The sequence below is a fragment of the Brachybacterium sp. SW0106-09 genome (genome assembly GCF_001293905.1).
GTDB lineage: Bacteria > Actinomycetota > Actinomycetes > Actinomycetales > Dermabacteraceae > Brachybacterium > Brachybacterium conglomeratum.
In genome coordinates, this window is the sequence record NZ_BCAK01000020.1 from 22958 (window position 1) to 48197 (window position 25240).

Here is a 25240-nt window from a genome sequence, read left to right on the forward strand (position 1 = left end):
GCACGCCGCACCGGGAGCCCTCGCCCCGCCCCGCCCCGGCGTGGCAGACTGTGACGTCGGTTCTGGTTCACGGCGCCCGCCGGGCACCGACCCAGCGACCCCGAGCAAGGAGAGACATGAAGGCTGACATCCACCCCGCATACGTCGAGACCCAGGTGACCTGCACCTGCGGCAACACGTTCACCACCCGCAGCACCAAGACCGACGGCGCCATCAGCACCGAGGTCTGCTCCGCGTGCCACCCCTTCTACACCGGCAAGCAGAAGATCCTGGACACCGGGGGCCGCGTCGCCCGCTTCCAGGCCCGCTACGGCAAGAAGAACTCCTGACCGGAGTGTCAGCGGCGAGGGTCACGGCCGCCTGCGCGGCCTGATCCACGCACAGCAGGTCTCCGACGCCGGTGCGCGCCCCAGGGCGTGCACCGGCGTCGTCGCGTGCAGGCGGGATCTGCAGGAACCGGGGAGGAGCACGGATGAGCGAGCACGAGGACGGCGACCGACTGGCGACCCTGCGGCGGGAGCACGCCTCCCTGCAGGCATCGATGGCGGACCCGACGCTGCACGACGACCCGGCCCGGGCCCGTCGCGTCGGCCGACGCTATGCGGAGCTCGAGGGGATCCTGGAGGCCGCGGACCGCGTGTCCTCCACCGCCGAGGACCTCGCCACCGCCCGTGAGCTCGCCGAGCTGGGCGAGGACGACGAGGAGCTCGCCGCCGAGACCGAACGGCTCGCCGAGCGCCTCCGGGCCGAGCGCGCGCACCTCGAGGACCTGCTCGCCCCCCGCGACCCCGACGACTCCCGCGACGTGATCCTGGAGATCAAGGCCGGCGCCGGCGGCGAGGAGTCCGCGCTGTTCGCCGCCGAGATGCTTCGGATGTACCGCTCCTTCGCGGAGGCCCGCGGCTGGCGCACCGAGGTGCTGACCTCCTCCGAGACCGAGCTCGGCGGCCTGAAGGACGTCACCGTCGCGATCGCCGCCCGTGGCGCCGGCGCACCGGGAGAGGGCGTCTACGCGCACCTCAAGCACGAGGCCGGGGTCCACCGCGTCCAGCGGGTCCCGGTCACCGAGTCCCAGGGTCGCATCCACACCTCCGCCGTCGGCGTGCTGGTGCTGCCCGAGGCCGACGAGACCGACGAGTCCGAGCTGCTGGCCGAGGCGATGGCGCCCGCGAACCTGCGCATCGACGTCTTCCGCTCCTCCGGCCCCGGCGGCCAGAGCGTGAACACCACCGACTCCGCCGTGCGGATCACGCACGTGCCCACGGGACTGGTGGTCTCCTGCCAGGACCAGAAGAGCCAGCTGCAGAACCGCGAGCAGGCCCTGCGGATCCTGCGCACCCGGCTGCTGGACGCGCGCCGCGCCGAGCAGGAGGCGGCCTCCTCCGCCGCGCGCCGCTCCCAGGTGCGCACCGTCGACCGCAGCGAGCGGATCCGCACCTACAACTTCCCCGAGTCGCGGGTCGCCGACCACCGCACCGGCTACAAGGCGAACAACCTCGCGCAGGTCCTCGCCGGCGACCTCGGCTACCTGATCGACTCCTCCCGCCGCGCCGAGCGCGAGGCCCGGCTGGCCGAGGCGGCCCGCGAGGGCACGGAGGATCCGGCGTGAACGGCACGGCGGAGGGCGCCGAGCAGACCCGGGCCGACGGCGGGAGCCCCGGCGGCCGGGCACCTGATGGAGAGGCTCAGGGGGGAGGGACCCCCGGAGGACGGACGCGCCTCCGCCTGCGCGCCGCCCTCGCCGGGACCACCGCGCGCCTCGGCGCGGCGGGCGTCCCCTCGCCGAGCGTTGACGCCCGGGCGCTGATCGCCCACGCCGCACGCACGGACCGGCCGCTCGTCCTGCTCGACGAGCTCCCGGAGGACTTCGACGCGCGCCTCGAGGCCGCGACCGCACGGCGCGAGGCGCGCGAGCCGCTGCAGCTGATCCTCGGCAGCGCCCCGTTCCGCCGCCTCGAGCTGCGGGTGCGCCCCGGCGTGTTCATCCCGCGTCCGGAGACGGAGCTCGCCCTGGACCTGCTGCGCGAGCACGCGAGCGGGCCGCTCGAGCAGATCGTGGACCTCTGCACCGGCAGCGGCGCGCTCGGCGCGGCCGTGCTCGACGAGCTGCCCGGCGCCCGCGTGCTGGCGGTCGAGGTCGACGGCGCCGCCGCGGAGCTCGCCGCCGAGAACCTCGAGCTCGCCGGTCCCGGCCGCGGCCTGGTGCTGTACGCCGACCTGCTGGGGGAGGTCCCGGAGCTCGCCGCGGCGGCCCCCGTCGACGCCGTCCTCTCGAACCCGCCCTACATCCCCGACGGCGCCGTGCCCCAGGACCCCGAGGTCCTCGCGCACGACCCGCACCGCGCCCTCTTCGGCGGGGGAGAGGACGGTCTCGCGGTCCCGCGCGCCGTCGTGGCCTGGGCGGCGAGGCTGCTGCGACCCGGCGGCCTGCTCGTGATGGAGCACGCCGACGTGCAGGGCGGGGCGACGCGCGCCCTCGCCCGCGACCACGGCGGCTTCGAGGGGATCCTCACGGCCCCCGACCTCACCGGACGCGACCGTTTCCTGATCGCGCGCCGTCGTGCATCGGAGTCGCAGGACGGACATGGGAGACTGTCAGGGTGAGCGTGCACGACACCCAGAACCCAGAAACCCGCGAGGACGCCCTCGCCGCCGCCGTCGACGCCGTGCGGGGCGGTGGTCTCATCGTCCTGCCGACCGACACCGTCTACGGGATCGGCGCCGATGCGTTCACCCCGCAGGCCGTGCAGGACCTGCTCGAGGCGAAGGGCCGCGGCCGCGACACCCCGCCGCCCGTGCTGATCGGCGACCACGCCGTGCTGATGGCGCTGGCGACCGACCTGCCCGAGTACGTCGAGGACCTCGCCGAGGCGCTCTGGCCCGGTGCGCTGACCATCATCCTCACCGCCCAGCCCTCGCTCACCTGGGACCTGGGCGAGACCCGCGGCACCGTCGCCCTGCGCATGCCGGAGGACGAGACCGCGCTCGAGCTGCTGCGCCGCACCGGCCCGCTCGCCGTCTCCAGCGCGAACCGCCACGGCAAGCCGGCGGCGACCTCCGTGCTCGACGCCGCGACCCAGCTCGGCGACGCGGTCGAGGTGTACCTCGACGGGGGCGCCGCCCGGATCGGCGCGAGCTCCACGATCCTCGACGCCACCGTCACGCCTGCCGAGATCGTGCGCGAGGGCGCCATCACGAAGCAGCAGATCATCGACGTGGTCGGCGACATCTTCACCGCCCCCGAGCCCTCCGAGGAGGAGGACGCGGCAGGGGAGCAGGGCGAGGACGGCGAGCCCGGGACCTCGACGGAGAGCGCCGAGGGCGCCTCCGACGCCGCACCCGCCGGCGAGGCCGACGGGGACGCCCCCTCCGTCCTCGACCTGCCCTCCGAGCCCGAGCTCGAGAGCGTCCCGCAGGGCCCGGCCGAGACGCCGCTGGCCGCTCCCGGCGAGGACGCCGCCGCGCCGTCGGACGTCGCGCCCTCCACCTCCGAGCCCTCGACCACTGAGGCCTCGACCGCCGGATCCTCGGGCTCCGGGTCCCCGGCCTCCGAGCCCTCGACCTCCGGGTCGACGGCCGCCGCGCCGGAGGACCGGCCGGACGACGGCCCCGCCCGCCCGGAGCACATGCCCGGGTGAGGATCTACCTGTTCCTGCTGCTGCTCGCGGCGGCGGTCACCTTCCTGGTGACGCCCGCGGTGCGGCTGCTGGCCCGGCGCGCCGGGGCGATGACCGCGGTGCGGGAGCGCGACGTCCACGACGCCGTCACCCCGCGCCTGGGAGGGCTGGCGATGCTCACCGGCGTGGTCGCCGCGATGCTGATCGCGAGCAACGTGCCCTTCCTCGAAGGGCTCTTCCACGATTCCCGCCAGCCCTGGGCCATTCTCTCCGCCGCGGCGCTGGTGTGTCTGCTCGGCGCGGCCGACGACCGCTGGGACCTCGACTGGATGACCAAGCTCGCCGGCCAGGTGCTCGCCGCGCTGCTGCTCGCCTGGCAGGGGGTGAGCCTGGTGACCCTCCCGATCAACGGCATGACCGTCCTGTCGGGGCGCGCGGCGCTGATCCTCACCGTCCTCGTGGTGGTGGTCAGCATGAACGCCGTGAACTTCGTCGACGGCCTGGACGGCCTCGCCGCCGGCGTGATGGCGATCGGCGGCTCCGCCTTCTTCTACTACGCGTACATGCTCACGCGCGACACCTCGGCCTCCGACTACTCCTCGCTCGCCGCGCTGCTGACCGCCGTGATGATCGGGGCCTGTCTGGGCTTCCTGCCGCACAATCTCACGCGAGCCCGGATCTTCATGGGGGACTCGGGCTCGATGCTGCTGGGCCTGCTGCTCGCGGCCTCCACCATCGCCGTCACCGGCCAGGTCGACCCCGTGACCCTCTCCGGCGCAGACTTCTTCGGCCAGTTCCTGCCGATCCTGCTGCCGATCGGCGTGATGGTGATCCCCATCCTCGACTTCGGCCTCGCCGTGGTGCGACGGATCGGATCGGGGAAGTCCCCCTTCCACGCCGACAAGGCGCACCTGCACCACCGCCTGCTGGGCCTGGGGCACTCCAAGCGCACCGCGGTGCTGATCATGTACACCTGGACGATCGTGATCTGCGTGGGCCTGCTGCTCCCGCTGATGGCCCCGCGGCACGTGGTCGGGATCTTCTGGGCGATCGGGATGCTCCTGGCCGTCCTGCTCACCTTCGACCCGCTCAGATGGCGGCCCGGCCGCCACCGGAAGGACTCCGATGCCCGCTCAGCCTGAGACCCCCGCCTCCTCGAGCCCGCGCTCCCCGCGGCGGGCCGCGAGCGACCGCTCCATGCAGCGCGCGACGCTGATCGCCGCCGGCGTCGGCCTGGTCGCCGATCTCGTCCTGCTCGCGATCGCGGCGATCCGCCCCGAGAGCGCCGCCCTGTTCGGCGCGCTGGTGGGCACCGGGCTCACCCTGGCGATCGTCCTCCCGACCGTCGCGATCACCTTCGCCGGGCCCCGCCTCACGCCGGTGAGCATGGCCGCGACCGTGCTGGGCTCCTGGGCGGTCAAGATGTTCGCTGTGATCCTGGTCCTACTGCTGGTCAGGGACGTCGAGTCCGTCTCGAGCACATGGATCGGGCTCGCACTGCTGGTCGGTGCGGTCTCGGCCGTCCTCATCGAGGCCGTGGTGCTGGCCCGCACTCGGCAGCCGCTCGATGTGGACCCTGCCGCGAGCCCCGACGAGCACTCCTAGGACCCAGGCCGGAAGGCGATCCTCTGTTATGCTTCACGAGGTGTTCGAGCGCTGATCACGGAGCATAACCGGGAGCGGGCAGAGCACTGATCGACCAGCCGGGCCGCCCCGTCCACGTCCATCGTTGGACACCATGGAGGCCGCATCCGGGACGGCACCGATCGAGAATGACACCGAGGCACGGCACCCCGCTGTCGGCCCCAGACCACGGGAGATCGAGCTGGACACCGCAGACCTCAGCCCCACGCTGCACGCCGAGGAAGACTCGTTCTTCCACATCCCGACGCTGGGTGAGTTCTTCCCCGACGCGATCCTCTTCGAAGGCACCGTCTTCGAGTTCAACCGGGTCCAGCTCGTGCGTCTCATCGTGCTTGCGGCCGTGCTCATCTTCATGTGCATCGTCGCCTCGCGCGCAAAGCTGGTCCCCGGCCGGGTCCAGAGTGCGGTCGAGCTCGTCATCGACTTCGTCAACAACAACATCATCGCGAACACGCTGGGGCTGAAGGACGGCAAGCGCTTCGCCCCGATGCTGATCACGATGTTCGTGTTCATCTTGTCGATGAACCTCGCCGGAGTCGTCCCCGGCCTCAACCTCGCCGGGACCTCGGTCATCGGCCTGCCGCTGCTGTTGGCGCTGTGGACGTTCGTGACCTACGTGGGCGCCGGCATCCGCAAGCACGGCTTCCTCGGCTACCTCCGCGCCGAGACGATGCCCCCCGGCATCCCGTGGCCGATCTACATCCTGCTGATCCCGATCGAGCTGCTCCAGGTCGTCGTGATCCGCTGGGCCTCACTGACCATCCGACTGCTGGCGAACATGGTCGCCGGGCACATGATGATCGTGGTGTTCATCGGCATGACCCACGCGCTGCTGTTCTCGGGCGACTGGCTGATCGCGATCTCGCCCTTCGCCGGCGCGATGGCGATCGGGATCTACGGATTCGAGATCTTCGTGGCCGCGTTGCAGGCCTTCATCTTCACGATGCTGACCGCCGTGTACATCCAGCTCGCCACCTCCGACGAGCACTGACCCCCGCTGCGGCGGCAGGTCACCCGGCCCCGCCGAGCGCTCCCCGACCTTCCCGACCCCCAAGAACCTGATCGTCGCCCCCAGCGCGGCACAACGAAAGGAAACACCCCATGGAGTCCACCATCCTCGCTGAGGTGACCGGCAACATCGCGACCCTCGGATACGGCCTCGCCGCGATCGGCCCGGGCATCGGCCTCGGCATCCTCGTCGGCAAGACCGCCGAGGCGCAGGCCCGTCAGCCCGAGATGCGCTCGCAGCTGCAGACCACCATGCTGATCGGTGTGGCGTTCACCGAGATCCTCGCGCTGCTGGCGATCGTCACCGGCCTGATCTTCTGAGGCAGAGTCGATGATTCTTGCCGAAGGAGCAGACACCGTACCCGGCTGGCGGCTGCTCATCCCGCTCCCGGAGGAGATCGTCTGGTCGGCGATCTTCCTGCTGATCTTCGCGGGCGTCTTCATGAAGTTCGTGCTCCCGCGCATGAACGCCGTGCTCGACGAGCGCAGCGAGAAGATCGAGGGCGGCATCCGCCATGCGGAGCAGGTCCAGGAGCAGGCTGACCAGCTCAGGAACGACCAGGAGCAGGAGCTCGCGGCGGCGCGTCAGGAAGCCGCTGCGATCCGCGAGAAGGCGCGCGCCGACGGCCAAAAGATCGTCGACGAGGCCCGTGCCCGTGCCGAGGCCGAGAACGAGCGCCTGCTCTCCGCAGGACGCCAGCAGCTGAGCGCCGAGCGGGTAGCCGCCTCGACGGAGCTGCGCGGTGAGGTGGGAACCCTCGCCAGCGATCTCGCCTCGAAGATCGTCGGGGAGTCCCTCACCGACGACGAGCGCTCCCGCCGTGTGATCGACCGGTTCCTGGACGACCTCGAGTCGAGCCAGACCACCACCCGATAAGGACCCGTGATGCGAGGAACCTCCTCCACCTCCTTCGCCGAGGTGCTCCGACAGGCAGAGGCCGCCCCCGCGGCCGACGCCGTGCCGGACACCGAGGCCGAGGAGCTGTTCTCGGTGGCCGATGCCATCGATTCCAGCAACCAGCTGGTGCGCATGCTCTCCGATGCCGGCCGCCCCGCGGCCGTCAAGGAGGCCGCCGTGCGCTCGCTGTTCGAAGGCCGGGTCGGGCCCCGCACCCTCGAGCTCGCGCTCGAGGTCGTGCGGCGACGCTGGTCCGAGCAGGAGGACATCCTCGACGCCCTCGAGCTGCTCGGGGTCTCGACCCTCCTCGACCTCGCCCTGCGCGAGGGAGTGCTGGAGCAGATCGAGGGGGAGCTCTTCCAGGTCTCCCGCCTGATCGACAGCAGCGGGGACCTCACCTCGGCCCTCGACGGGGCTCGGGACGAGCCCGCTCGTCGGGCGGTGCTGCTGCGCCGGCTGCTGGAGGGCCGCGTGCACTCGCTCACGGTCATCCTCGCGGCGCGCGCGGTCGGACGTCGCAGCGAGCTCAAGCCGGCCCGTCGTGTCGAGGAGTTCGCGCGGTTCGCCGCGGACCGTCGCCGGCGCGCCTTCGCGGAGGTCGCCAGCGCCGTCCCGCTGAACGAATCGCAGCAGGCCCGCCTCTCCGCGGTCCTGACCGGCATCTACGGCCGTGAGGTGCAGCTGAACCTCCAGGTCGACCCGGAGGTGGTCGGCGGGCTCCGGATCCAGGTCGGCGACGACCTCTACGACGCCACCGTGCTGGCCAGGCTCTCGCGGGCCCGGTCCTCGCTCGTGGCCTGAACCAGCCCTCGACGCCCCGGCGTCCCCCAGCACTGACCAGACACTCCCCATCGCGGGGAGACCGAGAGGAAGCGAAGCACCAGATGGCGGAGCTCACGATCAGCCCGGAGGAGATCCGGAACGCCCTGGACACCGCAGTGTCCACCTACCAGGCAGGCGCCACCGAGCGCGAGGAGATCGGTCGCGTCAGCGAGGCCGCCGACGGCATCGCGCGCGTCGAGGGCCTCCCGAACGTCATGGCCAACGAGCTCGTCCGCTTCGAGGACGGCACCCTCGGCCTCGCCCTGAACCTCGAGCTGCGCGAGGTCGGCGTCGTCGTCCTCGGCGAGTTCAGCGGCATCGAGGAGGGCCAGCAGGTCCGCCGCACCGGCCAGGTGCTCTCGGTCCCTGTCGGCGACGGCTACCTCGGCCGCGTCGTGGACCCGGTCGGTGCCCCGATCGACGGCCTCGGCGAGATCGAGACCGTCGGCCGCCGCGCCCTCGAGCTGCAGGCGCCCGGCGTGATGCAGCGCAAGGCCGTCAAGGAGCCGATGCAGACCGGTCTGAAGGCCATCGACGCGATGACCCCGATCGGCCGCGGCCAGCGTCAGCTGATCATCGGCGACCGCCAGACCGGCAAGACCGCGATCGGCATCGACACGATCCTGAACCAGAAGGCCAACTGGGAGTCCGGCGACCCCTCGAAGCAGGTCCGCTGCATCTACGTCGCCGTCGGCCAGAAGGGCTCGACCATCGCCTCCGTGCGCGCCACCCTCGAGGAGGCCGGCGCGCTGGAGTACACCACGATCGTCGCCGCCCCCGCCTCGGACCCCGCGGGCTTCAAGTACATCGCCCCCTACACCGGCTCGGCCATCGGCCAGCACTGGATGTACGAGGGCAAGCACGTCCTGATCGTCTTCGACGACCTCTCGAAGCAGGCCGAGGCCTACCGCGCCGTGTCGCTGCTGCTGCGCCGCCCGCCGGGCCGCGAGGCGTATCCCGGCGACGTGTTCTACCTGCACTCCCGCCTCCTCGAGCGCTGCGCCAAGCTCAGCGACGAGATGGGCGGCGGCTCGATGACCGGCCTGCCGATCATCGAGACCAAGGCGAACGACGTCTCGGCGTACATCCCGACCAACGTCATCTCGATCACCGACGGCCAGTGCTTCCTGCAGTCGGACCTGTTCAACGCGAACCAGCGCCCGGCGGTCGACGTCGGCATCTCGGTCTCCCGCGTCGGCGGCTCCGCGCAGACGAAGGCCATGAAGGCGGTCTCGGGCACCCTGAAGCTCTCGCTCGCGCAGTTCCGCGACCTCGAGGCCTTCGCGATGTTCGCCTCCGACCTCGACGCGGCCTCGAAGCAGCAGCTGCACCGCGGCGCTCGCCTGATGGAGCTGCTCAAGCAGTCGCAGTACTCGCCCTTCCCGATGGAGGAGCAGGTCGTCTCGATCTGGGCGGGCACCAAGGGCAAGTTCGACGACGTCGAGGTGGAGGACGTCCGCGACTTCGAGGCCCAGCTGCTGGAGCACCTGCGCCACAACGGCGGCGTGCTCGAGACCATCCGCACCACCGGCAAGTTCGAGTCCTCGACCGAGGAGGAGCTCTCGAGCATCCTCGACCAGGTCAAGCAGGACTTCCTGGCTGGGAAGGGCGAGGGCGCCGCGCGCACCGACGAGAACGGGCGCATGGGCGCCGGCGAGATCGAGCAGGAGCAGATCGTCCGAGGCTGATGCGAGCTGCCGCCGTCCCGCACGGGGCGGCGGCACCCGCCGGCCACGCACCGATCTCGCACGAGGAGAGCAATGGGAGCCCAGCAGAGGGTATACAAGCAGAGGATCCGCTCCGCCCAGGGGATGAAGAAGATCTTCAAGGCCAAGGAGATGGTCGCGGCCTCGCGCATCGCCAAGGCGCACGCCAGGGTGGAGGCGACCACGCCGTACGCCGAGGCGCTCACCCGCGCGATCGGCTCGGTGGCGACGCACTCCACGGAGATCTCGCACCCGTTCCTGGACAGCGAGCGGCACGAGACCGGCCGCGTCGGCATCCTGATGATCACCGCGGACCGAGGCATGACCGGCCCCTACTCGCACAACGTGATCCGGGCCGCCGAGCAGCTGGCCAACACGCTGCGCGACGAGGGCAAGACCCCCGTGATGTACGTCGTCGGCCTCAAGGGCGAGTCGTACTACCGGTTCCGCAACCGGCCCCCGCACCGCGCGTGGACGCCGTACAAGGAGAACGAGATCCCGGAGCTCGGGCGGGAGATCGCCTCGGTGCTCACCGAGGACCTCCTCACCGAGGACCCTGAGGTCCACCTCGATGAGATGTACGTGGTCGGCACCCGCTTCGAGTCCCGGTTCCTCCAGCGCACCACGTCCGTCCGCATGGTGCCGATGGGCCTGGTCGAGGCGGGCGCCGAGCAGGACGCGCCCACCTACCCGCTCTACGAGTTCGTGCCGGACGCGGACGCGGTGATCGAGGAGCTGCTGCCCCGGTACATCCGCTCGCGCATCACCAACATCCTGCTGCAGGCGATGGCCTCCGAGCACGCCTCCACGCAGCGTGCGATGAAGACCGCGACCGACAACGCCCAGACGCAGATCGACAAGTTCACCCGGTTGGCGAACTCCGCCCGCCAGGCGGAGATCACCCAGGAGATCACGGAGATCGTCGGCGGCGCCGACGCGCTCTCGGGATCCGGCCGCACCGAACGCTGAGACATCCGCCGACAGATTGTGGCCGACCTCGCCCCAGCGTCGGCTCGACATGGAGAGAACACATGACCACCACCACTGACAGCCAGGCCCCCGTCGCCTCGGCGCCGACCGCCACCGGGCGCGTCGCGCGCGTCACCGGCGCCGTCGTCGACATCGAGTTCCCCCCGGGGAACATCCCCGACCTCTACAACGCGCTGACCATCCAGATCGAGGACACCGGCTCGGGCCTCGAGGCGTCGACCCTGACCCTCGAGACCGCCCAGCACCTCGGCGACGGCATGGTGCGCGGCATCGCGCTGAAGCCCACCGACGGCGTGGTCCGCGGCCAGGCCGTGACCGACACCGGCGCCCCGATCTCGGTGCCGGTGGGCGACGCGACCCTCGGCACCGTGTTCGACGTGATCGGCACCCCGCTGAACAAGCCCGCCGATCAGCTGCAGATCTCCGAGCGCTGGCCCATCCACCGCAAGGCACCGAACTTCGACCAGCTCGAGTCGGCCACCCAGATGTTCGAGACCGGCATCAAGTCGATCGACCTGCTCACCCCCTACGTCAAGGGCGGCAAGATCGGTCTGTTCGGCGGTGCGGGCGTGGGCAAGACGGTGCTCATCCAGGAGATGATCTACCGCGTGGCCAACAACCACGACGGCGTGTCGGTCTTCGCAGGCGTCGGCGAGCGCACCCGTGAGGGCTGGGACCTCATCGAGGAGATGACCGAGTCCGGCGTCATCGAGAAGACTGCCCTGGTCTTCGGCCAGATGGACGAGCCGCCGGGCACCCGTCTGCGCGTCGCGCTCTCGGCCCTGACCATGGCCGAGTACTTCCGCGACGAGCAGGCGCAGGACGTGCTGCTGTTCATCGACAACATCTTCCGCTTCACCCAGGCGGGCTCCGAGGTCTCCACCCTGCTGGGCCGCATGCCCTCCGCGGTGGGCTACCAGCCGAACCTGGCCGACGAGATGGGCGTTCTCCAGGAGCGCATCACCTCGACGCGCGGCCACTCGATCACCTCGATGCAGGCGATCTATGTCCCGGCCGACGACTACACCGACCCGGCCCCGGCGACGACCTTCGCCCACCTCGACGCCACCACGGAGCTCTCGCGAGAGATCGCCTCGCGCGGCCTCTACCCGGCGATCGATCCGCTGGCCTCGACCTCGCGGATCCTCGACCCCCGCTACGTGGGCCAGGACCACTACGACACCGCGGTGCGCGTGAAGCAGATCCTCCAGCGCAACAAGGAGCTGCAGGACATCATCGCGATGCTGGGCGTGGACGAGCTGTCCGAGGAGGACAAGGTCATCGTCTCGCGGGCACGCCGCATCCAGCAGTTCCTCTCGCAGAACACCCACCTCGCCAAGCAGTTCACCGGCGTGGACGGCTCGGACGTCCCCATGAAGGACACCATCGAGGGCTTCAAGGGCATCTGCGACGGCGAGTTCGACCACATCACCGAGTCGGCCTTCTTCAACGTGGGCGGCATCGACATGGTGCTGGAGAACCAGCACCGCATCGACAAGGAGCTCGGCGCGTGAGTGCGCTCGAGGTCACCTTCGTCACCGCCGACCGGACCGTCTGGACCGGGCAGGCCTCGCAGGTGGTCGTGCCCGCGATCGACGGCTCGATGGGCATCCTGCCGCAGATGCAGCCGACGCTCGCGATCCTCGGCGACGGCGTCATCCGGATCCACGACCTGGACGGCCATGTCGACGAGCGCTCCGTGTCGGGCGGCTTCGTCTCCGTGGACTCCGACGTCGTGACCATCGGCGTCGATGATGCGGAGGCCCAGGCGCCGCACGCCGACCGGATCTGAGCGGCGGCGCATCGCAGATGGACGACAAGGGCATCCCGATCCTCCTGGTGGGGGTCGGGATGCTCGTCGTTCTGGTGGTGCTCGCAGTGCTGCTGGTCGCCCAGCGCCAGGTGCTGGGCTCGCGCACCCGGGGTGCCTTCGAGTGCTCGCTGCAACGGCGGGGGATCGTGGGCGGTGAGCGCTGGCAGCACGGCATGATGCGCTTCGGCACCGACCGCCTGCGCTGGTTCCGTGCGTTCTCGGTGCGGATCGGTCCCGAGGTCGTGATCCGCCGCGGTGAGATCGTCGAGGTGAACCGGCGCCGGCTCCCGGCCCGTGTCGAGGGCGGCCAGGAGGCCTACCTCCTCGCCTTCACCCTGCGCGACCGCCGGGAGGTCCACGCGGTCGTCGACCTCGTGCCGGGCGCGGCGCTGAACTCCTGGCTCGAGGCCGCGCCGACGGGGCTCGTCATCGGCGACGCGGACTGAGCCGAGCGGACGGCGGCGAGGCCGAGCGGACTCGGGCGGCGACGGCCCCGGACCACCGGGCCGGACGGAGCCCCGGCAGGCCCGGCCTCAGACCTCTTGGCCGCCCCGCAGCACCGTGACCGGGCGCAACTGCCGGTCCACCATCAGCACATCGGCCCGTCGACCGGCGGCGAGGGAACCGATCTCGTCCTCGAGCCCCAGCACCCGGGCAGGGACGGTCGAGGCCGCGCGGACCGCGGCGACCAGCTCGACGCCCGCCTCGAGCACGGCCAGGCGCAGCACTTCGACGAGGTGCGCGGTCCCGCCCGCGATCGCGCCGCCCTCGGTGAGCGTGGCGACGCCCGCCTCGACGGTGACGTCGAGCGCGCCGAGCCGGTAGCGGCCGTCTGCCATCCCGGCGGCGGCCATCGCGTCGGTGACCAGCACGACGTGGTCCTCGGCGGCGATCGAGAAGACGTGCGCGACGGTGCGCGCATCCAGGTGCACGCCGTCGGCGATCACCTCGACCACCATCTCCCCGCGCGAGGCGGCATCCAGCGCCGCGAGGGCCGGGCCCGGGTCGCGGTGGTGGATCGGGCGCATGCCGTTGAACAGATGGGTCGCCGTGGGCAGCGGGGAGCGCCCGCGGCTTCGACGCAGCGCCGCGATCGAGCGGTCGACGGCGCGGGTCATCTCCGCGCTGCCGCCGTCGGTGTGGCCGAGCGAGGGGACGGCGCCGCTGCCCGCGAGCACGTCGATCACCTCGTCGGCCCCGGCGGACTCGGGGGCGACGGTCATCGTCGCGAGAGCGCCGCCGGCGATCTCGGCGAGCTCGCGCACCAGCGCCGGGTCGCCGTCGGTGAGATGGGCGGGGTTCTGCGCCCCGCGGCGGGCCTCCGAGAGGAAGGGACCCTCGAGGTGGATCGCGGCGATCTCCCCGTCGCGATGGAGACCGGCGAGCTGGGCGACCTTCTCGCGCAGCGTCGCGGCGTCGGCGGTGACGAGGGAGGCGACGAGGGAGGTGGTGCCGTGCCGGCGGTGCTCGAGGACCGCGGCGAGCATCTCTTCGGCGCCCTCGGAGTCGGGGAAGGAGGCGCCGCCGCCGCCGTGGCAGTGCAGGTCCACCAGCCCCGGCAGGATCAGCCCGTCGTGCTCGAGGACGCGGCTGTCCTCGGGCAGGAGCCCTGCGGGCGCGTGGGCGGCGGGGCCGGCCCAGAGGATCCGCTCCCCGGCGCAGAGCACCAGGGCGTCGGGGACCAGCCCCTGCTCGAGCACGGCGGTGCCGCGCAGGGCGAGATCCGCGGTCGGCGCGGAGAGGTCGGTCGGCACGGGCACGTCGGTGGGCATGCGCACTCCCGGGGTGGGACGGAGGGGACGGGGCTCAGAACAGGCGCGACTCCGCGTCGTCGATGCCGCGCAGGGCGTCGTAGTCGAGGGTGACGCAGTCGATGCCGCGGTCGCCGGCCAGCACCTTCGCCTGCGGCTTGATGGCCTGGGCGGCGAAGATGCCGCGCACGGGGGCGAGCAGCGGGTCGCGGTTCAGCAGGTCGAGATAGCGGGTGAGCTGCTCGACGCCGTCGATCTCGCCGCGGCGCTTGATCTCGATCGCGACGGTGCCGCCGTTCTCGTCGCGGGCGAGGATGTCCACGGGGCCGATCGCGGTGAAGTACTCGCGGCGCACCAGCGACCAGCCGTCGCCGAGCGTCTCGATGTTCTCGGCGAGGAGCGCCTGCAGATGCGCCTCCACGCCGTCCTTCTGCAGTCCGGGATCGACGCCGAGCTCATGGGAGGAGTCCTCGAGCACCTCGTGCAGCCGCACCCGCAGGCGATCGCCGGACTTGTCGTGGACCACGTCCCACTGCTCGATCCAGTCGCCCTCGGGATCGGACTCCGCCTCGGCGTCGTCACGGCGCGAGGTGGTCAGCGTGCAGGGCGGGCTCATCCAGTTCAGGGGTTTGTAGCTCCCGCCGTCGGAGTGCACGAGCACGCTGCCATCGGCCTTGACGATCAGGAGCCGGGGAGCGAGCGGCAGGTGGGCGGTGAGTCGACCGGTGTAGTCGACGGAGCAGCGGGCAACGACGAGACGCACCCCGACAGGGTACGACACCTGCGGCGGGCCTCTGCCGACGCGGCGGGGCGCGCCCGGAGCCGCGACGGGGGAGCGGCCCGGCGCCGATGAGAGAGCGATGAGAGGGGTGTGAGAGGTGCTTCACCCCGGGTGCCCATGCTCACGGGGGCCTGGTCGCCGGCGCGCCGTGCTCGTATCGTGGAGCGGTCCCGTGTCCGGGGCCTGGCGGCCCCCATCGAAGGAGCAATCCACCGTGCAACGACTCCTGGCCGTCCTGCTGGTCCTGATCGGTCTGATCGGGCTCGTGCTCGGCCGTCTGGGCGAGACCACCTGGGCCCCCGAGACCGAGACCACCGCCACGGCGACCCTGGAGGATCCGGGCCCCGCCGTCGTCATCGACCCCGGCGTGCTCTACGTGGGCGGCGAGGAGGGCGAGGTCGTGATCGAGGGCGCCTCCGACGTCTCCGTGATCACCGCCTCGAACAGCGACATCGACGCCTATCTCGAGGGCGTCCACCACACCCGCGTCACCGGCGCCTCCGACTGGAGCACGCTGAGCACCGAGGACGTCGAGCCCGACGGCGCCGCGGAGATCTCCGACCCGACCGGCTCGGACCTCTGGCGCTCCGTGGACACCTCCGCCAGCCCCTACACCCTGGACATCGCCGAGTTCTGGGCCGCGGAGAACGGCGAGAACGAGCAGGTCTACCGCTCCCTGTTGATCGTCACCGACGGCACCGCCGCCGGCGCCGACAAGATCTCGATCACCTGGCCGGTGGACGAGGAGAACGAGTGGGTGCCCTACGCCTACGCCGGCGGCGCCGCGATCGCCGTGATCGGCCTGGTGCTCCTGGTCGTCTCGATCGGCCGCCGCGGCGACGAGGACGAGGACGAGCTGCTCGAGGAGCGCCAGGAGGCGCGCTCGAGCGAGGCGCGCACGTCGCTCGCCACGGGCGGCGCCGCGGCCGGGGCCGCGGCGGGAGGCCTCTCCGAGGGCCGGGACGGCGCCGATACCGATACCGATACCGACGGCGCCGACGCCCCGCGCACCGAGGACCCCCTGGACGCCCCCGGCGCCCGCGAGGTCGGCGAGCAGAGCGTGTGGTCCTTCGGCGACCGGGCCGACGACGCGGGGACCGGCGCCGACGGCACCGCCTCCGACGCCGGCTCCGACGGCGGCTCCCTGGGCGCGGACCCCTCCGGCGACGACGCGGACCAGGAGCGACGATGACCCCCCAGACGCTGCGCGGCACCGCGCGGAAGGACACCGTGATGAGCACTCGACCCGTCGGCCGCCGTGGCCTCCTGCTCGGAGCCGGTGGCGTGCTCGCCACCGGACTGCTCGCCGCCTGCGGCTCCGAGCCCTCCGCACCGCCCGCACCGCCCACCGGCAAGCAGCTCGCCGAGCCCACACCCGTGCAGACCACCGAGCAGATCGAGGAGATCGTGCCCGAGGTCAGCGCCGCCGTGGTCGCGGCCGACGAGGCGAAGGACGCCGCGAAGCTCGCCCCGCGCGTCTCCGGCTCCGCCGCGGAGTTCCGCAAGGCCGTCTACGGCCTGATCGAGAAGGCCCCCGAGTGGGCCGAGGACCTCAAGGTCCCCGGCGCCGGGACGATCGTGCCCATGAGCTCGGTCAGCGCCGAGTTCCCGCGCGTCGCGATCGCGCTGGTCGAGGACTCCGTGCAGGACGGCGTGCCGTACTTCCTGGCGATGCAGCAGAAGGACGCGAAGTCCGGCTACACCGCCTGGGGCTGGGCCCAGCAGGCGGTCGGCGTGGACATGCCCACCGTCCCCAACGCCGTGGTCGGCTCCGAGGCACTCACCGCCGACGCCGAGGGCCTGGTCATGACCCCGGCGCAGGCGCTCGAGCTCTACGCGAAGGTGCTCACCGACGGCGACGCCGCGGACCCCGACGACAAGCTCGCCGCGAACCCCTTCCAGACCGGCACGCACGAGCGCATCCAGGCCGAGCGCACCGAGCTGAACAAGGGCGTGGAACGGGACGAGGCCGGCACCATCCGCGAGACCTACTCCGTGCGCGACGGCGAGCTCGCGGGCCTGCGCACCGAGGACGGCGGCGCGATCGTGATGGCGACGCTGATGTCCTCGCGCAAGGTCGCGATCAAGGACGGCGCGACCATGCGCTACGCGGAGGACAACAAGTACACCAAGGTGATCGGCACGCGCGAGTTCACCAAGCAGTACGTGCGCGAGTTCGGCACCCACGTGGCGCTCTACATCCCCTCGGCCGACGCCGGGGGACAGGTCCAGCCGATCGGCGCGACCCAGACCGCGCTCGCCGCCAGCGGGGAGTGACCCGCCGGCGGTGACGCCCGCGAGAACGTGCGGCCGCGGGGCCGTGCCGCGGGGCCGTGATCCGCGTCCGGTCCCGCCGGCCCCGGGTCCGCTCCCGGGAGCCACTCCCTAGACTGGGACGGTCACGCACCCGTCGAAGGAGTACCTCCGTGTCTGATCCGTACGGCATCATCGATCTCGCCGCGCTCAAGCAGCCCGCCGGCGGCGCCGGGGCGACCGACGCGGGGGAGCCCTCCGCGCACGAGGTCGCCGTCACCGAGCAGGGCCTCGAGCAGCTCATCGCCGACTCGCAGCAGGTCCCGACCCTCCTGCTGGTCACCAGCGGCCGGGTCCCCGAGGGCCCGACCTATCTCGCCGCACTGCGCCGCGGCGTCGACGCGAAGGGCGGCGCGCTGCGCCTGGCCGTCGTCGACGCCGACACCCAGCAGCGGGTCGCCGCCGCGCTGCGGGTCCAGCAGCTGCCCACGCTGCTGCTCCTGCTGCAGGGCCAGCTGCAGCCGATCGTCGACACCGTGCTGCCCGAGACGGAGATCGACGGCCTGCTGAACCAGGTCGTCGACGTCGCCCGCCAGCAGGGGATGGAGCTGCCGGGCGGCGAGGCCGAGCAGGCCGCCGCTCCCGAGGAGCCGCTGCCGCCGCTGCTGGCCGAGGCCTACGAGGCGATCGAGCGGGGCGACCTCGACGCCGCCGTCGCCGCCTACCGCAAGCAGCTGCAGGAGAGCCCCGCCGACGGCGAGGCGAAGGCGGGCCTCGCCACGGTCGAGCTGATGCGTCGCACCCAGGGCGCGGATCTCGCCGCCGCCCGTCAGGCCGCGGCCGACGCCCCCGCCGATCTCGACGCCCAGCTGCTGGTGGCGGATCTCGACATGCTCGGCGGCCACGTCGAGGACGCCTTCACCCGCCTGCTGGACCAGCTGCGTGGCGCGGACCAGGAGACCGAGGACGCGGTGCGCACGCGCCTGCTGGAGCTGTTCGAGGTCGCCGGGGCCGACGACCCCCGCGTGGCCCCGGCCCGCAAGCGCCTCGCGAACCTCCTGTACTGAGCCGCGCCGGGCGCCGCCCTGCGCTGCACGTCATGAGCCGCTGTGCTCCACTCCTGGAGCACAGCGGCTCATGGCGTTGCGGCAGCCCTGGGGCGGGCCGCGCCCCTCGTGCTCAGCCCTCGCGCAGGCGGGCGGGGGCGAGGACCACGGCGCCGAGCGGCGGCACCGAGAGGCGCACCGAGTGGTCGCGCCCGTGCTGGGGGAGCGGCTCGGCGTGGACCCGTCCCAGGTTCCCGACCCCGCTGCCGCCGTAGACCGGGGCGTCGGAGTTCAGCACCTCGAGCCAGTCCCCGCCCTCGGGCAGCGGGATGCGGTGCTCGTGCCACGGCTCGGGCGAGAAGTTCACGACCACGACAACGGGGTCGCCCGCCTCGTCGCGTCGGACGAAGGAGAGCACGTTGTGCTGCGCGTCGTCGCCGATCAGCCACTCGAAGCCGCCCGGGTCCTGGTCCCGCTGGTAGAGCGCCGGGAACTCGGCCTGGACGGCGTTGAGGTCGCGCACGAGCTGCTGCGCCCCGCGGTGCAGCGGGTACTCCAGCAGCCACCACGGCAGCCCGGCCTGCTCGGACCACTCGGTGCCCTGGGCGAACTCGATCCCCATGAACACCAGCTGCTTGCCCGGATGGGTCCACTGGAAGGTGAGATAGGAGCGCAGCGTCGCGGCCTGCTGCCAGTCGTCGCCCGGCGCCTTGCGCAGCAGCGAGCCCTTGCCGTGCACGACCTCGTCGTGGCTCAGCGGCAGGATGAAGTTCTCCGAGTACTGGTAGACCATCGAGAAGGTCAGCTCGCCGTGGTGGTACTGGCGGTTGATCGGGTCCTGGCCCAGGTACTGCAGGGTGTCGTGCATCCAGCCCATGTTCCACTTGAACCCGAAGCCGAGGCCGCCGGTCTCGGTGGGGCGGGTGACGCCCGGGAAGGAGGTGGACTCCTCCGCGATCATCACGATGCCGGGCGCGCGCTTGTACGCGGTCGCGGTGGTCTCCTGCAGGAAGGCGATGTTCTCGAGGTCCTCGCGGCCGCCGTGGCGGTTGGGCACCCACTGTCCGTCCTCGCGCGAGTAGTCGAGATAGAGCATCGAGGCGACCGCGTCGACCCGCAGCCCGTCGACGTGGAACTCCTCGAGCCAGTAGCAGGCGTTGGCGACCAGGAAGTTGCGCACCTCGTGGCGACCGGTGTCGAAGATGTACGTGCCCCAGTCCGGGTGCTCGCCGCGGCGGGGATCGGCGTGCTCGTACAGCGGGGTGCCGTCGAAGCGGCCCAGCGCCCACTCGTCCTTGGGGAAGTGGGCCGGCACCCAGTCCATGATCACGCCGATGCCGGCGCCGTGGAGGGTGTCGACGAGGTGGCGCAGCTCGTCGGGGGAGCCGAGCCGGGAGGTGGGCGCGTAGTAGCCGGTGACCTGGTAGCCCCAGGACCCGCCGAAGGGGTGCTCGGCGACCGGCATGAACTCGACGTGGGTGAAGCCCATCTCGGCGACGTATGCGGTGAGCTCCTCGGCGAGCTCCCGGTAGCCCAGGCCCGGCCGCCAGCTGGCCAGGTGCACCTCGTAGATCGACATGCGGGAGGAGACCGCCTCGGCGGAGGCGCGCTCGGCGAGCCAGTGGTCGTCGGTCCACTCGAAGTCGCTGACGGTGATCACGGAGCCGGTCGCGGGCGGCACCTCGGCCGCGCGCGCCATCGGGTCGGCCTTCTCGCGCCAGGTGCCGTCGGCCCCGAGGATCCGGAACTTGTAGACCTCGCCCGCCCCGACCCCGGGCACGAACAGCTCCCAGACGCCGGAGGTGCCCAGCGAGCGCATCGAGTGCAGGCGACCGTCCCAGCTGGTGAAGGAGCCGATCACCTGGACGGCGCGGGCGTTCGGCGCCCAGACGGCGAAGGAGGTGCCCTCCACCCCGTCCACGGTGCGCACGTGCGCGCCCAGCGCCCGCCACAGCTCCTCGTGGCGGCCCTCCCGGATCAGGTGCAGGTCGAGCTCGCCGATCGTGGGCAGGAAGCGGTAGGGCTCCTCGAGGTCGACCCAGTTCTCCCCGGCGGACCAGGTGACCCGGATCCGGTAGGAGGGGACCTCCGCGAGCGGCAGGGCGACGGTCCAGATCCCGTCGTGCTCGTGCTCCATCGCGTGGGCGGAGCCGTCGGGCAGGAGCACCGCGACCTCGCTCGCGAAGGGCTTGAGGGTGCGCACCGTGACGCCGCCCTCGTACTCGTGGGCGCCGAGGACCGCATGGGGCTCGTGGTGGCTGCCGGTCGCCGTCGCGCCGAGCTCGTGCTCGCCCAGCGGCATCACCGGGACGGGACGGTCGGCGCTCTCCGTGGTGCTCTCCGTGGTGTGGGACATGTCAGCTCTCCTCGGGGTGGATGATGCGCAGCACATGGGCGGGCCGGTCGGCGGCGCTCAGGATGACGAAGGGCTCCCGGTCCCAGCGGAACCGCTCACCGGTGAGCAGGTCCTCGACCTCGAAATCCCCCTCGACCCCGAGCGCGTCGAGCTCGAGGTGCAGGCGGGTGGAGGCGTCGCGGTCGTGGGCGGTCAGCGAGACGACCAGCACCGTGTCGGGGCGGCCGGTGCCGCTCGCGTCGGCGTCGAGGTGCTTGGAGAAGACCAGCACCTGGGGGTCGCCCGCCTCGTGGAAGCGGATGGTGGTGAGGGTCTGCAGCGCGGGGTGCTCGCGCCGGATCCGGTTCAGGGTGCCCAGCAGCGGCTCGAGGCTCTCGCCGCGGGTGAGAGCGCCGGCGTAGTCGCGGGGCTTGTACTCGTACTTCTCGTTGTCGATCTGCTCCTGCGCGCCGGGCCGGGGGACGTGCTCGACCAGCTCGTAGCCGGAGTAGATGCCCCAGGTCGGCACGAGCGTGGCGGCGAGGATCGCGCGCAGCACGAAGGCGTGCCGCCCGCCGGAGCTCATGTACGGGGTGAGGATGTCGTGGGTGGTGGGCCAGAAGCTCGGGCGCATGTAGGGCGCCGCCTCGACCAGCTCCTCGAGGTACTCCTGCAGCTCCTCGGCGCTCTCGCGCCAGGTGAAGTAGGTGTAGGACTGGTGGTAGCCGACCTTGCCCAGGGTGTGCATCATCGTCGGCCGGGTGAACGCCTCGGCCAGGAAGATCACCTCGGGATGCTTCTCGGCGAACTCCGCCAGCAGCTCCTCCCAGAAACGGACCGGCTTGGTATGCGGGTTGTCGACGCGGAAGAGGGTCACGCCGTGCCTGACCCAGTGCTCGAGCACGTCGCGGATCGCGGCGTAGAGCCCCTCGTAGTCCGTGTCGAAGCTGAGGGGGTAGATGTCCTGGTACTTCTTCGGCGGGTTCTCGGCGTAGGCGATGGTGCCGTCCGCCCGCACCACGAACCACTCGGGGTGCTCCTGCACCCACGGGTGGTCGGGGGAGCACTGCAGGGCTATGTCCATCGCCACCTCGAGGCCGAGCTCCTTCGCCCGGGCGACGAAGGCGTCGAAGTCCTCGATCGTGCCGAGATCGGGGTGGATCGCGTCGTGGCCGCCCGCGGGCGAGCCGATCGCGTAGGGCGAGCCGGGGTCGCCCGGCCGCGTCTCCAGGGTGTTGTTGCGCCCCTTGCGGAAGGTGGTGCCGATGGGGTGGATCGGGGTCAGGTAGGCGACGTCGAAGCCCATCTGTGCGATCCGGTCCAGGGAGCGGGCGGCGGAGCGCAGCGTGCCGGAGGTCCAGCCGTGCTCGGGGTCGAAGTGCGCGCCCTCGGAGCGGGGGAAGAACTCGTACCAGGAGCCGTACAGGGCGCGGCGGCGCTGCACCTCGAGGCGGAAGGGGCCGGCGACGGTGACGCCCTCGCGCAGCGGCCGCTCGGCGAGGATGCCGCGCAGGTCGGCGGCGAGCGCCGGGGCGATCCGGGCGGTGACCGGCAGGCCGGGGGAGCGCAGCGACTCGAGCGCGGCGGAGACCACCGGCCCGTCGGAGGCCGGTCGCGTGCCCTCGGCGATCTCGGCGAGCACCCGCTCGAGCACGAGCACGCCCTCGTCGCAGGTCAGCTCCGGGTCGACGCCGGCGGGGATCTTCACCTCGGCCACATGGGCCCAGGTGTCGTAGGGGGCGGAGAAGGCTTCGATGCGGAAGGTCCAGGTGCCCAGCTGGTCGGGCCGGATCGTGGCCTCCCACAGGTCCAGACCCGGGTTCGTCGAGCGCAGCCGCCGACGGGTCTCGACCCCGGTGGGGGAGATCAGCACCAGCTGCACGCCCATCGCGTCGTGGCCCTCGCGGAAGGCGTTGGCGCGCACCGCGACGGTCTCGCCCTCGACGCATCGGGCGGGGAACCTCCCGCCGTCGACGACGGGCTGCACGTCCATGATCGGGATGCGGCCGATCCCGGCGTCCAGCCCCGTGCGGAAAGTGGTCTCGGACATGGCCTCTCCTGCCTGAGCGCTCCCTGGTCACAGGGGGCTCTGCGACGATCGCGGTGACTGACCTCACGATAGCCGCTCGGGGAGGGGCGGCGTGACTCAGGGAGCGATGCCGAGCACCACGACGCCGCCGGGCGCGACGGTGACCGTGCGGTCACCGACCGGTCCGGGCGGCAGGTCCTCGGGGGACTCCAGCGCCGTGTCCAGCAGCACCTTCGCCGGACCCTGCGGCCAGGGGGCCTCCGGCAGGCGCACCTCGGTCGCCTCCGCGGCGCCGGAGAGGATCACCAGCAGGTGCTCGGCGCCCTCGCGGCCGTGGACCGCCGGGCGCAGCATGACCAGCACGTGGCGGGCGGGGTCCATCCACTCCTCGTGCGCCATCGGCGCCCCGGTCTCGTCGAACCAGGCGATCTGTCCGGCGTCGAGCTGCTCCGGGTCCGCCGGGCGCAGGAAGTGCGGGGTCCGCAGCTGGGGGTGCTCGCCGCGCAGCTGCAGCAGGCGCACCACGGTCGCGCGCAGCCTCTCCGCCGCTGCGGTGCGGCGCCAGTCCACCCAGGAGATCTCGTTGTCCTGGCAGTAGGCGTTGTTGTTGCCGCGCTGGGTGCGGCCCCGCTCGTCGCCCGCGGTGAGCATCGGGGTGCCCGACGCCAGCAGCAGCGTGGCCAGCACGCTGCGGGCGGTGCGCCGGCGGGCGGCCTCGATCTCCTCGCGGTGCGGAGCGCCGGGCGGGAGCTCGCCCTCGTGGCCGTGGTGGAAGGAGCGGTTGTCCGAGGTGCCGTCTCGGTTGTCCTCGCCGTTGGCCTCGTTGTGCTTGGACTCGTAGGCGGTGAGGTCCCGCAGGGTGAAGCCGTCGTGCGCGGTGACGTAGTTGATCGAGGCCCAGGGAGCGCGCAGGCTGCGCCCCTCGGGCAGGCCCGGCGGGTCCTGACGGGTGAACATGTCGGAGGAGCCGGCCAGGCGCGTGGCGAGGTCGCGGACCCCGCCGATCCCCGGCTCCCCGGTGCGCTCGCGGGCGGCGCGGTCGGCCAGCCAGAAGGAGCGCACGTCGTCGCGGAAGGCGTCGTTCCACTCGGCGAAGGGGGCGGGGAAGTTCCCCGTCTGCCAGCCGCCGGTGCCCACGTCCCACGGCTCGGCGATGAGCTTCACGTCCCGCAGCGCGGGGTCGGTGACGATCGCGCGCAGCAGCGGATGGTCGGCGCGGAAGCCGCGGTCGTCGCGGCCGAGCGTGGTGGCGAGGTCGAAGCGGAACCCGTCCACGTGCACCTCCTGCACCCAGTAGCGCAGGGAGGCGAGGACCAGGTCCATCGTGTGCACGGAGCGGGGGTCGAGGGTGCCGCCGGTGCCGGTGACGTCCTGGGGGACGCCGTGGTCGGTCCAGTAGTACTCGAGGTTGTCCAGGCCGCGCAGCGAGAGGGAGGGGCCGTCGCCGCCGCCCTCGGCGGTGTGGTTGTAGACCACGTCGAGGATCACCTCGAAGCCGGCCGCGTGCAGGCGGCGCACCATGGTCTTGACCTCCTCGAGCACCGCCTGGGCGCCGGCCTGCTGGGCGGCGGCGGTCGCGAGGGAGGGCTCGGGGGCGAAGTACGACATGGTCGAGTAGCCCCAGTAGTTCGCCAGCCCCAGCCGGGTCAGGTGCGGCTCGTCCATCGCGGCATGGATCGGGAGCAGCTCGATGCTGGTCACGCCCAGGTCGCGCAGGTAGCCGGTGACGGCGGGGTGGCCGAGCCCGGCATAGGTGCCGCGCTGCTCCGGCGGCAGCTCCGGGTGCAGCCGGGTGAAGCCCTTGACGTGCAGCTCGTAGAGCACGGTCGCGTCCCAGTCGCCCATCGGTCGCAGGTCGTCCTGCCAGTCGAAGGCGTCGTCGACCACCACGGACCACACGGCGGAGTCGCCGCTGTCGACCTCGCTGCGCTGGGGGACCTCGTCCCGGCGGTCCAGCATCGCGTCGACCTCGAAGGGGAAGAAGGCGCTCAGCAGAGGGGAGGAATGGGAGACGCCGCGCGCCCGGGGATCCAGCAGGAGCTTGCGCGGATTGGCGAGCATCCCGCTGCCGGGGTCCCACGGGCCGTCGACCCGCAGCCCGTAGCGGGTGCCGGGGGTCATGCCTGTGACGTGGTCCCAGTGCAGGCCCCCGTCGTAGTGGCGCAGCCTCTGGCGGTGCTCGGCGGCGCCCTGGCGGAGGCACAGGTCCACCGCTCGGGCTCGGGGGGCGGCGACGGCGAAGGTGCCCCGTCCCTGCTCGTCGACGACGAGGCCGGGGGAGGTGGGGGCGACGGGCGGGGTCGCGCGGTCGAAGCGGTCTGCAGGCACGGGCCCAGTGTCCCAAACCGGCCTCCGCCGTCCCACTCGAGGTGGGCGGGGTCTCCCGGGCGGAGGCCGATCCCGTGCACGGCAGATCCCCTCCGGGGCGGGCGCGTCGGCGGGCGGCGTCCCCGCCCGGTGCCGTCGGACCGCTAGGATCGGTGCGGTGGTGCGGCCCCGTCGCCGACGGGGAGGCGCCGCCGGCTGGGCCGCGGGCGCCTCGGCGTC

At 72.2% G+C, this 25240-nt stretch carries 23 protein-coding genes; 18 read left to right on the top strand and 5 right to left on the bottom strand.

The window, feature by feature from the left end; all coding sequences use genetic code 11:
• The first annotated feature begins 116 nt into the window (after positions 1-116).
• The 15 genes from rpmE (at position 117) to Y09_RS10115 (ending at position 12944) form a co-directional block, all read left to right on the top strand.
• Positions 117-329: a 50S ribosomal protein L31 gene (gene rpmE / locus Y09_RS10045; RefSeq protein ID WP_010549604.1), complete on the top strand. Its 213-nt coding sequence runs from the start codon at positions 117-119 to the stop codon at positions 327-329.
• 143 nt (positions 330-472) lie between these two features.
• The gene (gene prfA / locus Y09_RS10050; RefSeq protein ID WP_053917587.1) at positions 473-1609 is read left to right on the top strand and encodes a peptide chain release factor 1; all 1137 of its coding nucleotides are present in this window, start codon (positions 473-475) and stop codon (positions 1607-1609) included.
• The gene (gene prmC, locus Y09_RS10055) at positions 1606-2604 is read left to right on the top strand and encodes a peptide chain release factor N(5)-glutamine methyltransferase (protein WP_082358750.1); all 999 of its coding nucleotides are present in this window, start codon (positions 1606-1608) and stop codon (positions 2602-2604) included. The genes prfA and prmC overlap by 4 nt, the downstream gene beginning before the upstream one ends.
• Positions 2601-3638: an L-threonylcarbamoyladenylate synthase gene (locus Y09_RS10060; RefSeq protein ID WP_053917588.1), complete on the top strand. Its 1038-nt coding sequence runs from the start codon at positions 2601-2603 to the stop codon at positions 3636-3638. The genes prmC and Y09_RS10060 overlap by 4 nt, the downstream gene beginning before the upstream one ends.
• Complete coding sequence (locus Y09_RS10065; RefSeq protein ID WP_010549600.1) at positions 3635-4759, top strand: glycosyltransferase family 4 protein; 1125 nt, start codon at positions 3635-3637, stop codon at positions 4757-4759. Before Y09_RS10060 ends, Y09_RS10065 begins: the two co-directional genes overlap by 4 nt.
• On the top strand, positions 4743-5222 hold the full coding sequence (locus tag Y09_RS10070) for a hypothetical protein (RefSeq protein ID WP_053917589.1): 480 nt from the start codon (positions 4743-4745) through the stop codon (positions 5220-5222). Before Y09_RS10065 ends, Y09_RS10070 begins: the two co-directional genes overlap by 17 nt.
• A 133-nt stretch (positions 5223-5355) precedes the next feature.
• Positions 5356-6252 (top strand): F0F1 ATP synthase subunit A, encoded by an 897-nt coding sequence (gene atpB, locus Y09_RS10075; RefSeq protein WP_082358751.1) that lies wholly within the window; start codon positions 5356-5358, stop codon positions 6250-6252.
• 110 nt (positions 6253-6362) lie between these two features.
• A complete protein-coding gene (gene atpE, locus Y09_RS10080) occupies positions 6363-6590 on the top strand; it encodes an ATP synthase F0 subunit C (protein ID WP_010549597.1) in 228 nt (75 codons plus the stop codon).
• Positions 6591-6600: 10 nt separating this feature from the next.
• Positions 6601-7146, top strand: a complete 546-nt coding sequence (locus tag Y09_RS10085; RefSeq protein WP_010549596.1) for a F0F1 ATP synthase subunit B — start codon at positions 6601-6603, stop codon at positions 7144-7146.
• A 9-nt stretch (positions 7147-7155) separates the two neighbouring features.
• Positions 7156-7968 (top strand): F0F1 ATP synthase subunit delta, encoded by an 813-nt coding sequence (locus Y09_RS10090; RefSeq protein ID WP_053917590.1) that lies wholly within the window; start codon positions 7156-7158, stop codon positions 7966-7968.
• An 83-nt stretch (positions 7969-8051) separates the two neighbouring features.
• Entirely contained in the window at positions 8052-9677 is a 1626-nt protein-coding gene (atpA, locus tag Y09_RS10095; RefSeq protein WP_053917591.1) for a F0F1 ATP synthase subunit alpha, read from the top strand.
• Positions 9678-9749: 72 nt separating this feature from the next.
• The gene (locus tag Y09_RS10100) at positions 9750-10664 is read left to right on the top strand and encodes a F0F1 ATP synthase subunit gamma (RefSeq protein WP_029360186.1); all 915 of its coding nucleotides are present in this window, start codon (positions 9750-9752) and stop codon (positions 10662-10664) included.
• A 62-nt stretch (positions 10665-10726) separates the two neighbouring features.
• Positions 10727-12199 (top strand): F0F1 ATP synthase subunit beta, encoded by a 1473-nt coding sequence (gene atpD / locus Y09_RS10105; RefSeq protein WP_053917592.1) that lies wholly within the window; start codon positions 10727-10729, stop codon positions 12197-12199.
• A complete protein-coding gene (locus Y09_RS10110; RefSeq protein WP_053917593.1) occupies positions 12196-12477 on the top strand; it encodes a F0F1 ATP synthase subunit epsilon in 282 nt (93 codons plus the stop codon). Before atpD ends, Y09_RS10110 begins: the two co-directional genes overlap by 4 nt.
• 17 nt (positions 12478-12494) lie before the next feature.
• Positions 12495-12944 carry a DUF2550 family protein gene (locus Y09_RS10115; protein WP_053917594.1) on the top strand — a complete coding sequence of 150 codons (450 nt, stop codon included), beginning with the start codon at positions 12495-12497 and terminating at the stop codon, positions 12942-12944.
• Positions 12945-13031: 87 nt separating this feature from the next.
• Here the strand turns inward: Y09_RS10115 and Y09_RS10120 are convergent, their stop codons facing one another.
• Together Y09_RS10120 and nucS are read right to left on the bottom strand one after the other, a co-directional pair.
• Entirely contained in the window at positions 13032-14270 is a 1239-nt protein-coding gene (locus tag Y09_RS10120) for an N-acetylglucosamine-6-phosphate deacetylase (protein ID WP_053917595.1), read from the bottom strand.
• A 34-nt stretch (positions 14271-14304) separates the two neighbouring features.
• Positions 14305-15012 (bottom strand): endonuclease NucS, encoded by a 708-nt coding sequence (gene nucS / locus Y09_RS10125; RefSeq protein WP_010549588.1) that lies wholly within the window; start codon positions 15010-15012, stop codon positions 14305-14307.
• A 232-nt stretch (positions 15013-15244) separates the two neighbouring features.
• On the opposite strand from nucS, the gene Y09_RS10130 reads away from it, so the two are divergent.
• The 3 genes from Y09_RS10130 (at position 15245) to Y09_RS10140 (ending at position 18350) form a co-directional block, all read left to right on the top strand.
• Positions 15245-16222: a hypothetical protein gene (locus tag Y09_RS10130; RefSeq protein ID WP_053917596.1), complete on the top strand. Its 978-nt coding sequence runs from the start codon at positions 15245-15247 to the stop codon at positions 16220-16222.
• A complete protein-coding gene (locus tag Y09_RS10135; RefSeq protein ID WP_053917597.1) occupies positions 16219-17307 on the top strand; it encodes a hypothetical protein in 1089 nt (362 codons plus the stop codon). Before Y09_RS10130 ends, Y09_RS10135 begins: the two co-directional genes overlap by 4 nt.
• A 149-nt stretch (positions 17308-17456) precedes the next feature.
• A complete protein-coding gene (locus Y09_RS10140) occupies positions 17457-18350 on the top strand; it encodes a co-chaperone YbbN (protein WP_053917598.1) in 894 nt (297 codons plus the stop codon).
• A 112-nt stretch (positions 18351-18462) separates the two neighbouring features.
• On the opposite strand, the gene glgB is transcribed toward Y09_RS10140, so the two are convergent.
• The 3 genes from glgB to glgX form a co-directional block, all read right to left on the bottom strand.
• A complete protein-coding gene (gene glgB / locus Y09_RS10145; protein ID WP_053917599.1) occupies positions 18463-20685 on the bottom strand; it encodes a 1,4-alpha-glucan branching protein GlgB in 2223 nt (740 codons plus the stop codon).
• A gap of 1 nt (position 20686) precedes the next feature.
• Positions 20687-22714 (bottom strand): maltotransferase domain-containing protein, encoded by a 2028-nt coding sequence (locus Y09_RS10150; RefSeq protein ID WP_053917600.1) that lies wholly within the window; start codon positions 22712-22714, stop codon positions 20687-20689.
• A gap of 96 nt (positions 22715-22810) precedes the next feature.
• Positions 22811-25021 carry a glycogen debranching protein GlgX gene (glgX, locus tag Y09_RS10155; RefSeq protein WP_053917601.1) on the bottom strand — a complete coding sequence of 737 codons (2211 nt, stop codon included), beginning with the start codon at positions 25019-25021 and terminating at the stop codon, positions 22811-22813.
• Between the last annotated feature and the right edge of the window lie 219 nt (positions 25022-25240).

Coding starts and splice junctions, on each gene's coding strand:
- rpmE (WP_010549604.1), top strand. CDS start 117: ATGAAGGCTGACATCCACCCCGCATACGTCGAGACCCAGGTGACCTGC.
- prfA (WP_053917587.1), top strand. CDS start 473: ATGAGCGAGCACGAGGACGGCGACCGACTGGCGACCCTGCGGCGGGAG.
- Y09_RS10070 (WP_053917589.1), top strand. CDS start 4,743: ATGCCCGCTCAGCCTGAGACCCCCGCCTCCTCGAGCCCGCGCTCCCCG.
- atpB (WP_082358751.1), top strand. CDS start 5,356: ATGGAGGCCGCATCCGGGACGGCACCGATCGAGAATGACACCGAGGCA.
- atpE (WP_010549597.1), top strand. CDS start 6,363: ATGGAGTCCACCATCCTCGCTGAGGTGACCGGCAACATCGCGACCCTC.
- Y09_RS10085 (WP_010549596.1), top strand. CDS start 6,601: ATGATTCTTGCCGAAGGAGCAGACACCGTACCCGGCTGGCGGCTGCTC.
- Y09_RS10090 (WP_053917590.1), top strand. CDS start 7,156: ATGCGAGGAACCTCCTCCACCTCCTTCGCCGAGGTGCTCCGACAGGCA.
- atpA (WP_053917591.1), top strand. CDS start 8,052: ATGGCGGAGCTCACGATCAGCCCGGAGGAGATCCGGAACGCCCTGGAC.
- Y09_RS10100 (WP_029360186.1), top strand. CDS start 9,750: ATGGGAGCCCAGCAGAGGGTATACAAGCAGAGGATCCGCTCCGCCCAG.
- atpD (WP_053917592.1), top strand. CDS start 10,727: ATGACCACCACCACTGACAGCCAGGCCCCCGTCGCCTCGGCGCCGACC.
- Y09_RS10115 (WP_053917594.1), top strand. CDS start 12,495: ATGGACGACAAGGGCATCCCGATCCTCCTGGTGGGGGTCGGGATGCTC.
- Y09_RS10120 (WP_053917595.1), bottom strand. CDS start 14,270: ATGCCCACCGACGTGCCCGTGCCGACCGACCTCTCCGCGCCGACCGCG.
- Y09_RS10135 (WP_053917597.1), top strand. CDS start 16,219: ATGACCCCCCAGACGCTGCGCGGCACCGCGCGGAAGGACACCGTGATG.
- glgB (WP_053917599.1), bottom strand. CDS start 20,685: ATGTCCCACACCACGGAGAGCACCACGGAGAGCGCCGACCGTCCCGTC.
- Y09_RS10150 (WP_053917600.1), bottom strand. CDS start 22,714: ATGTCCGAGACCACTTTCCGCACGGGGCTGGACGCCGGGATCGGCCGC.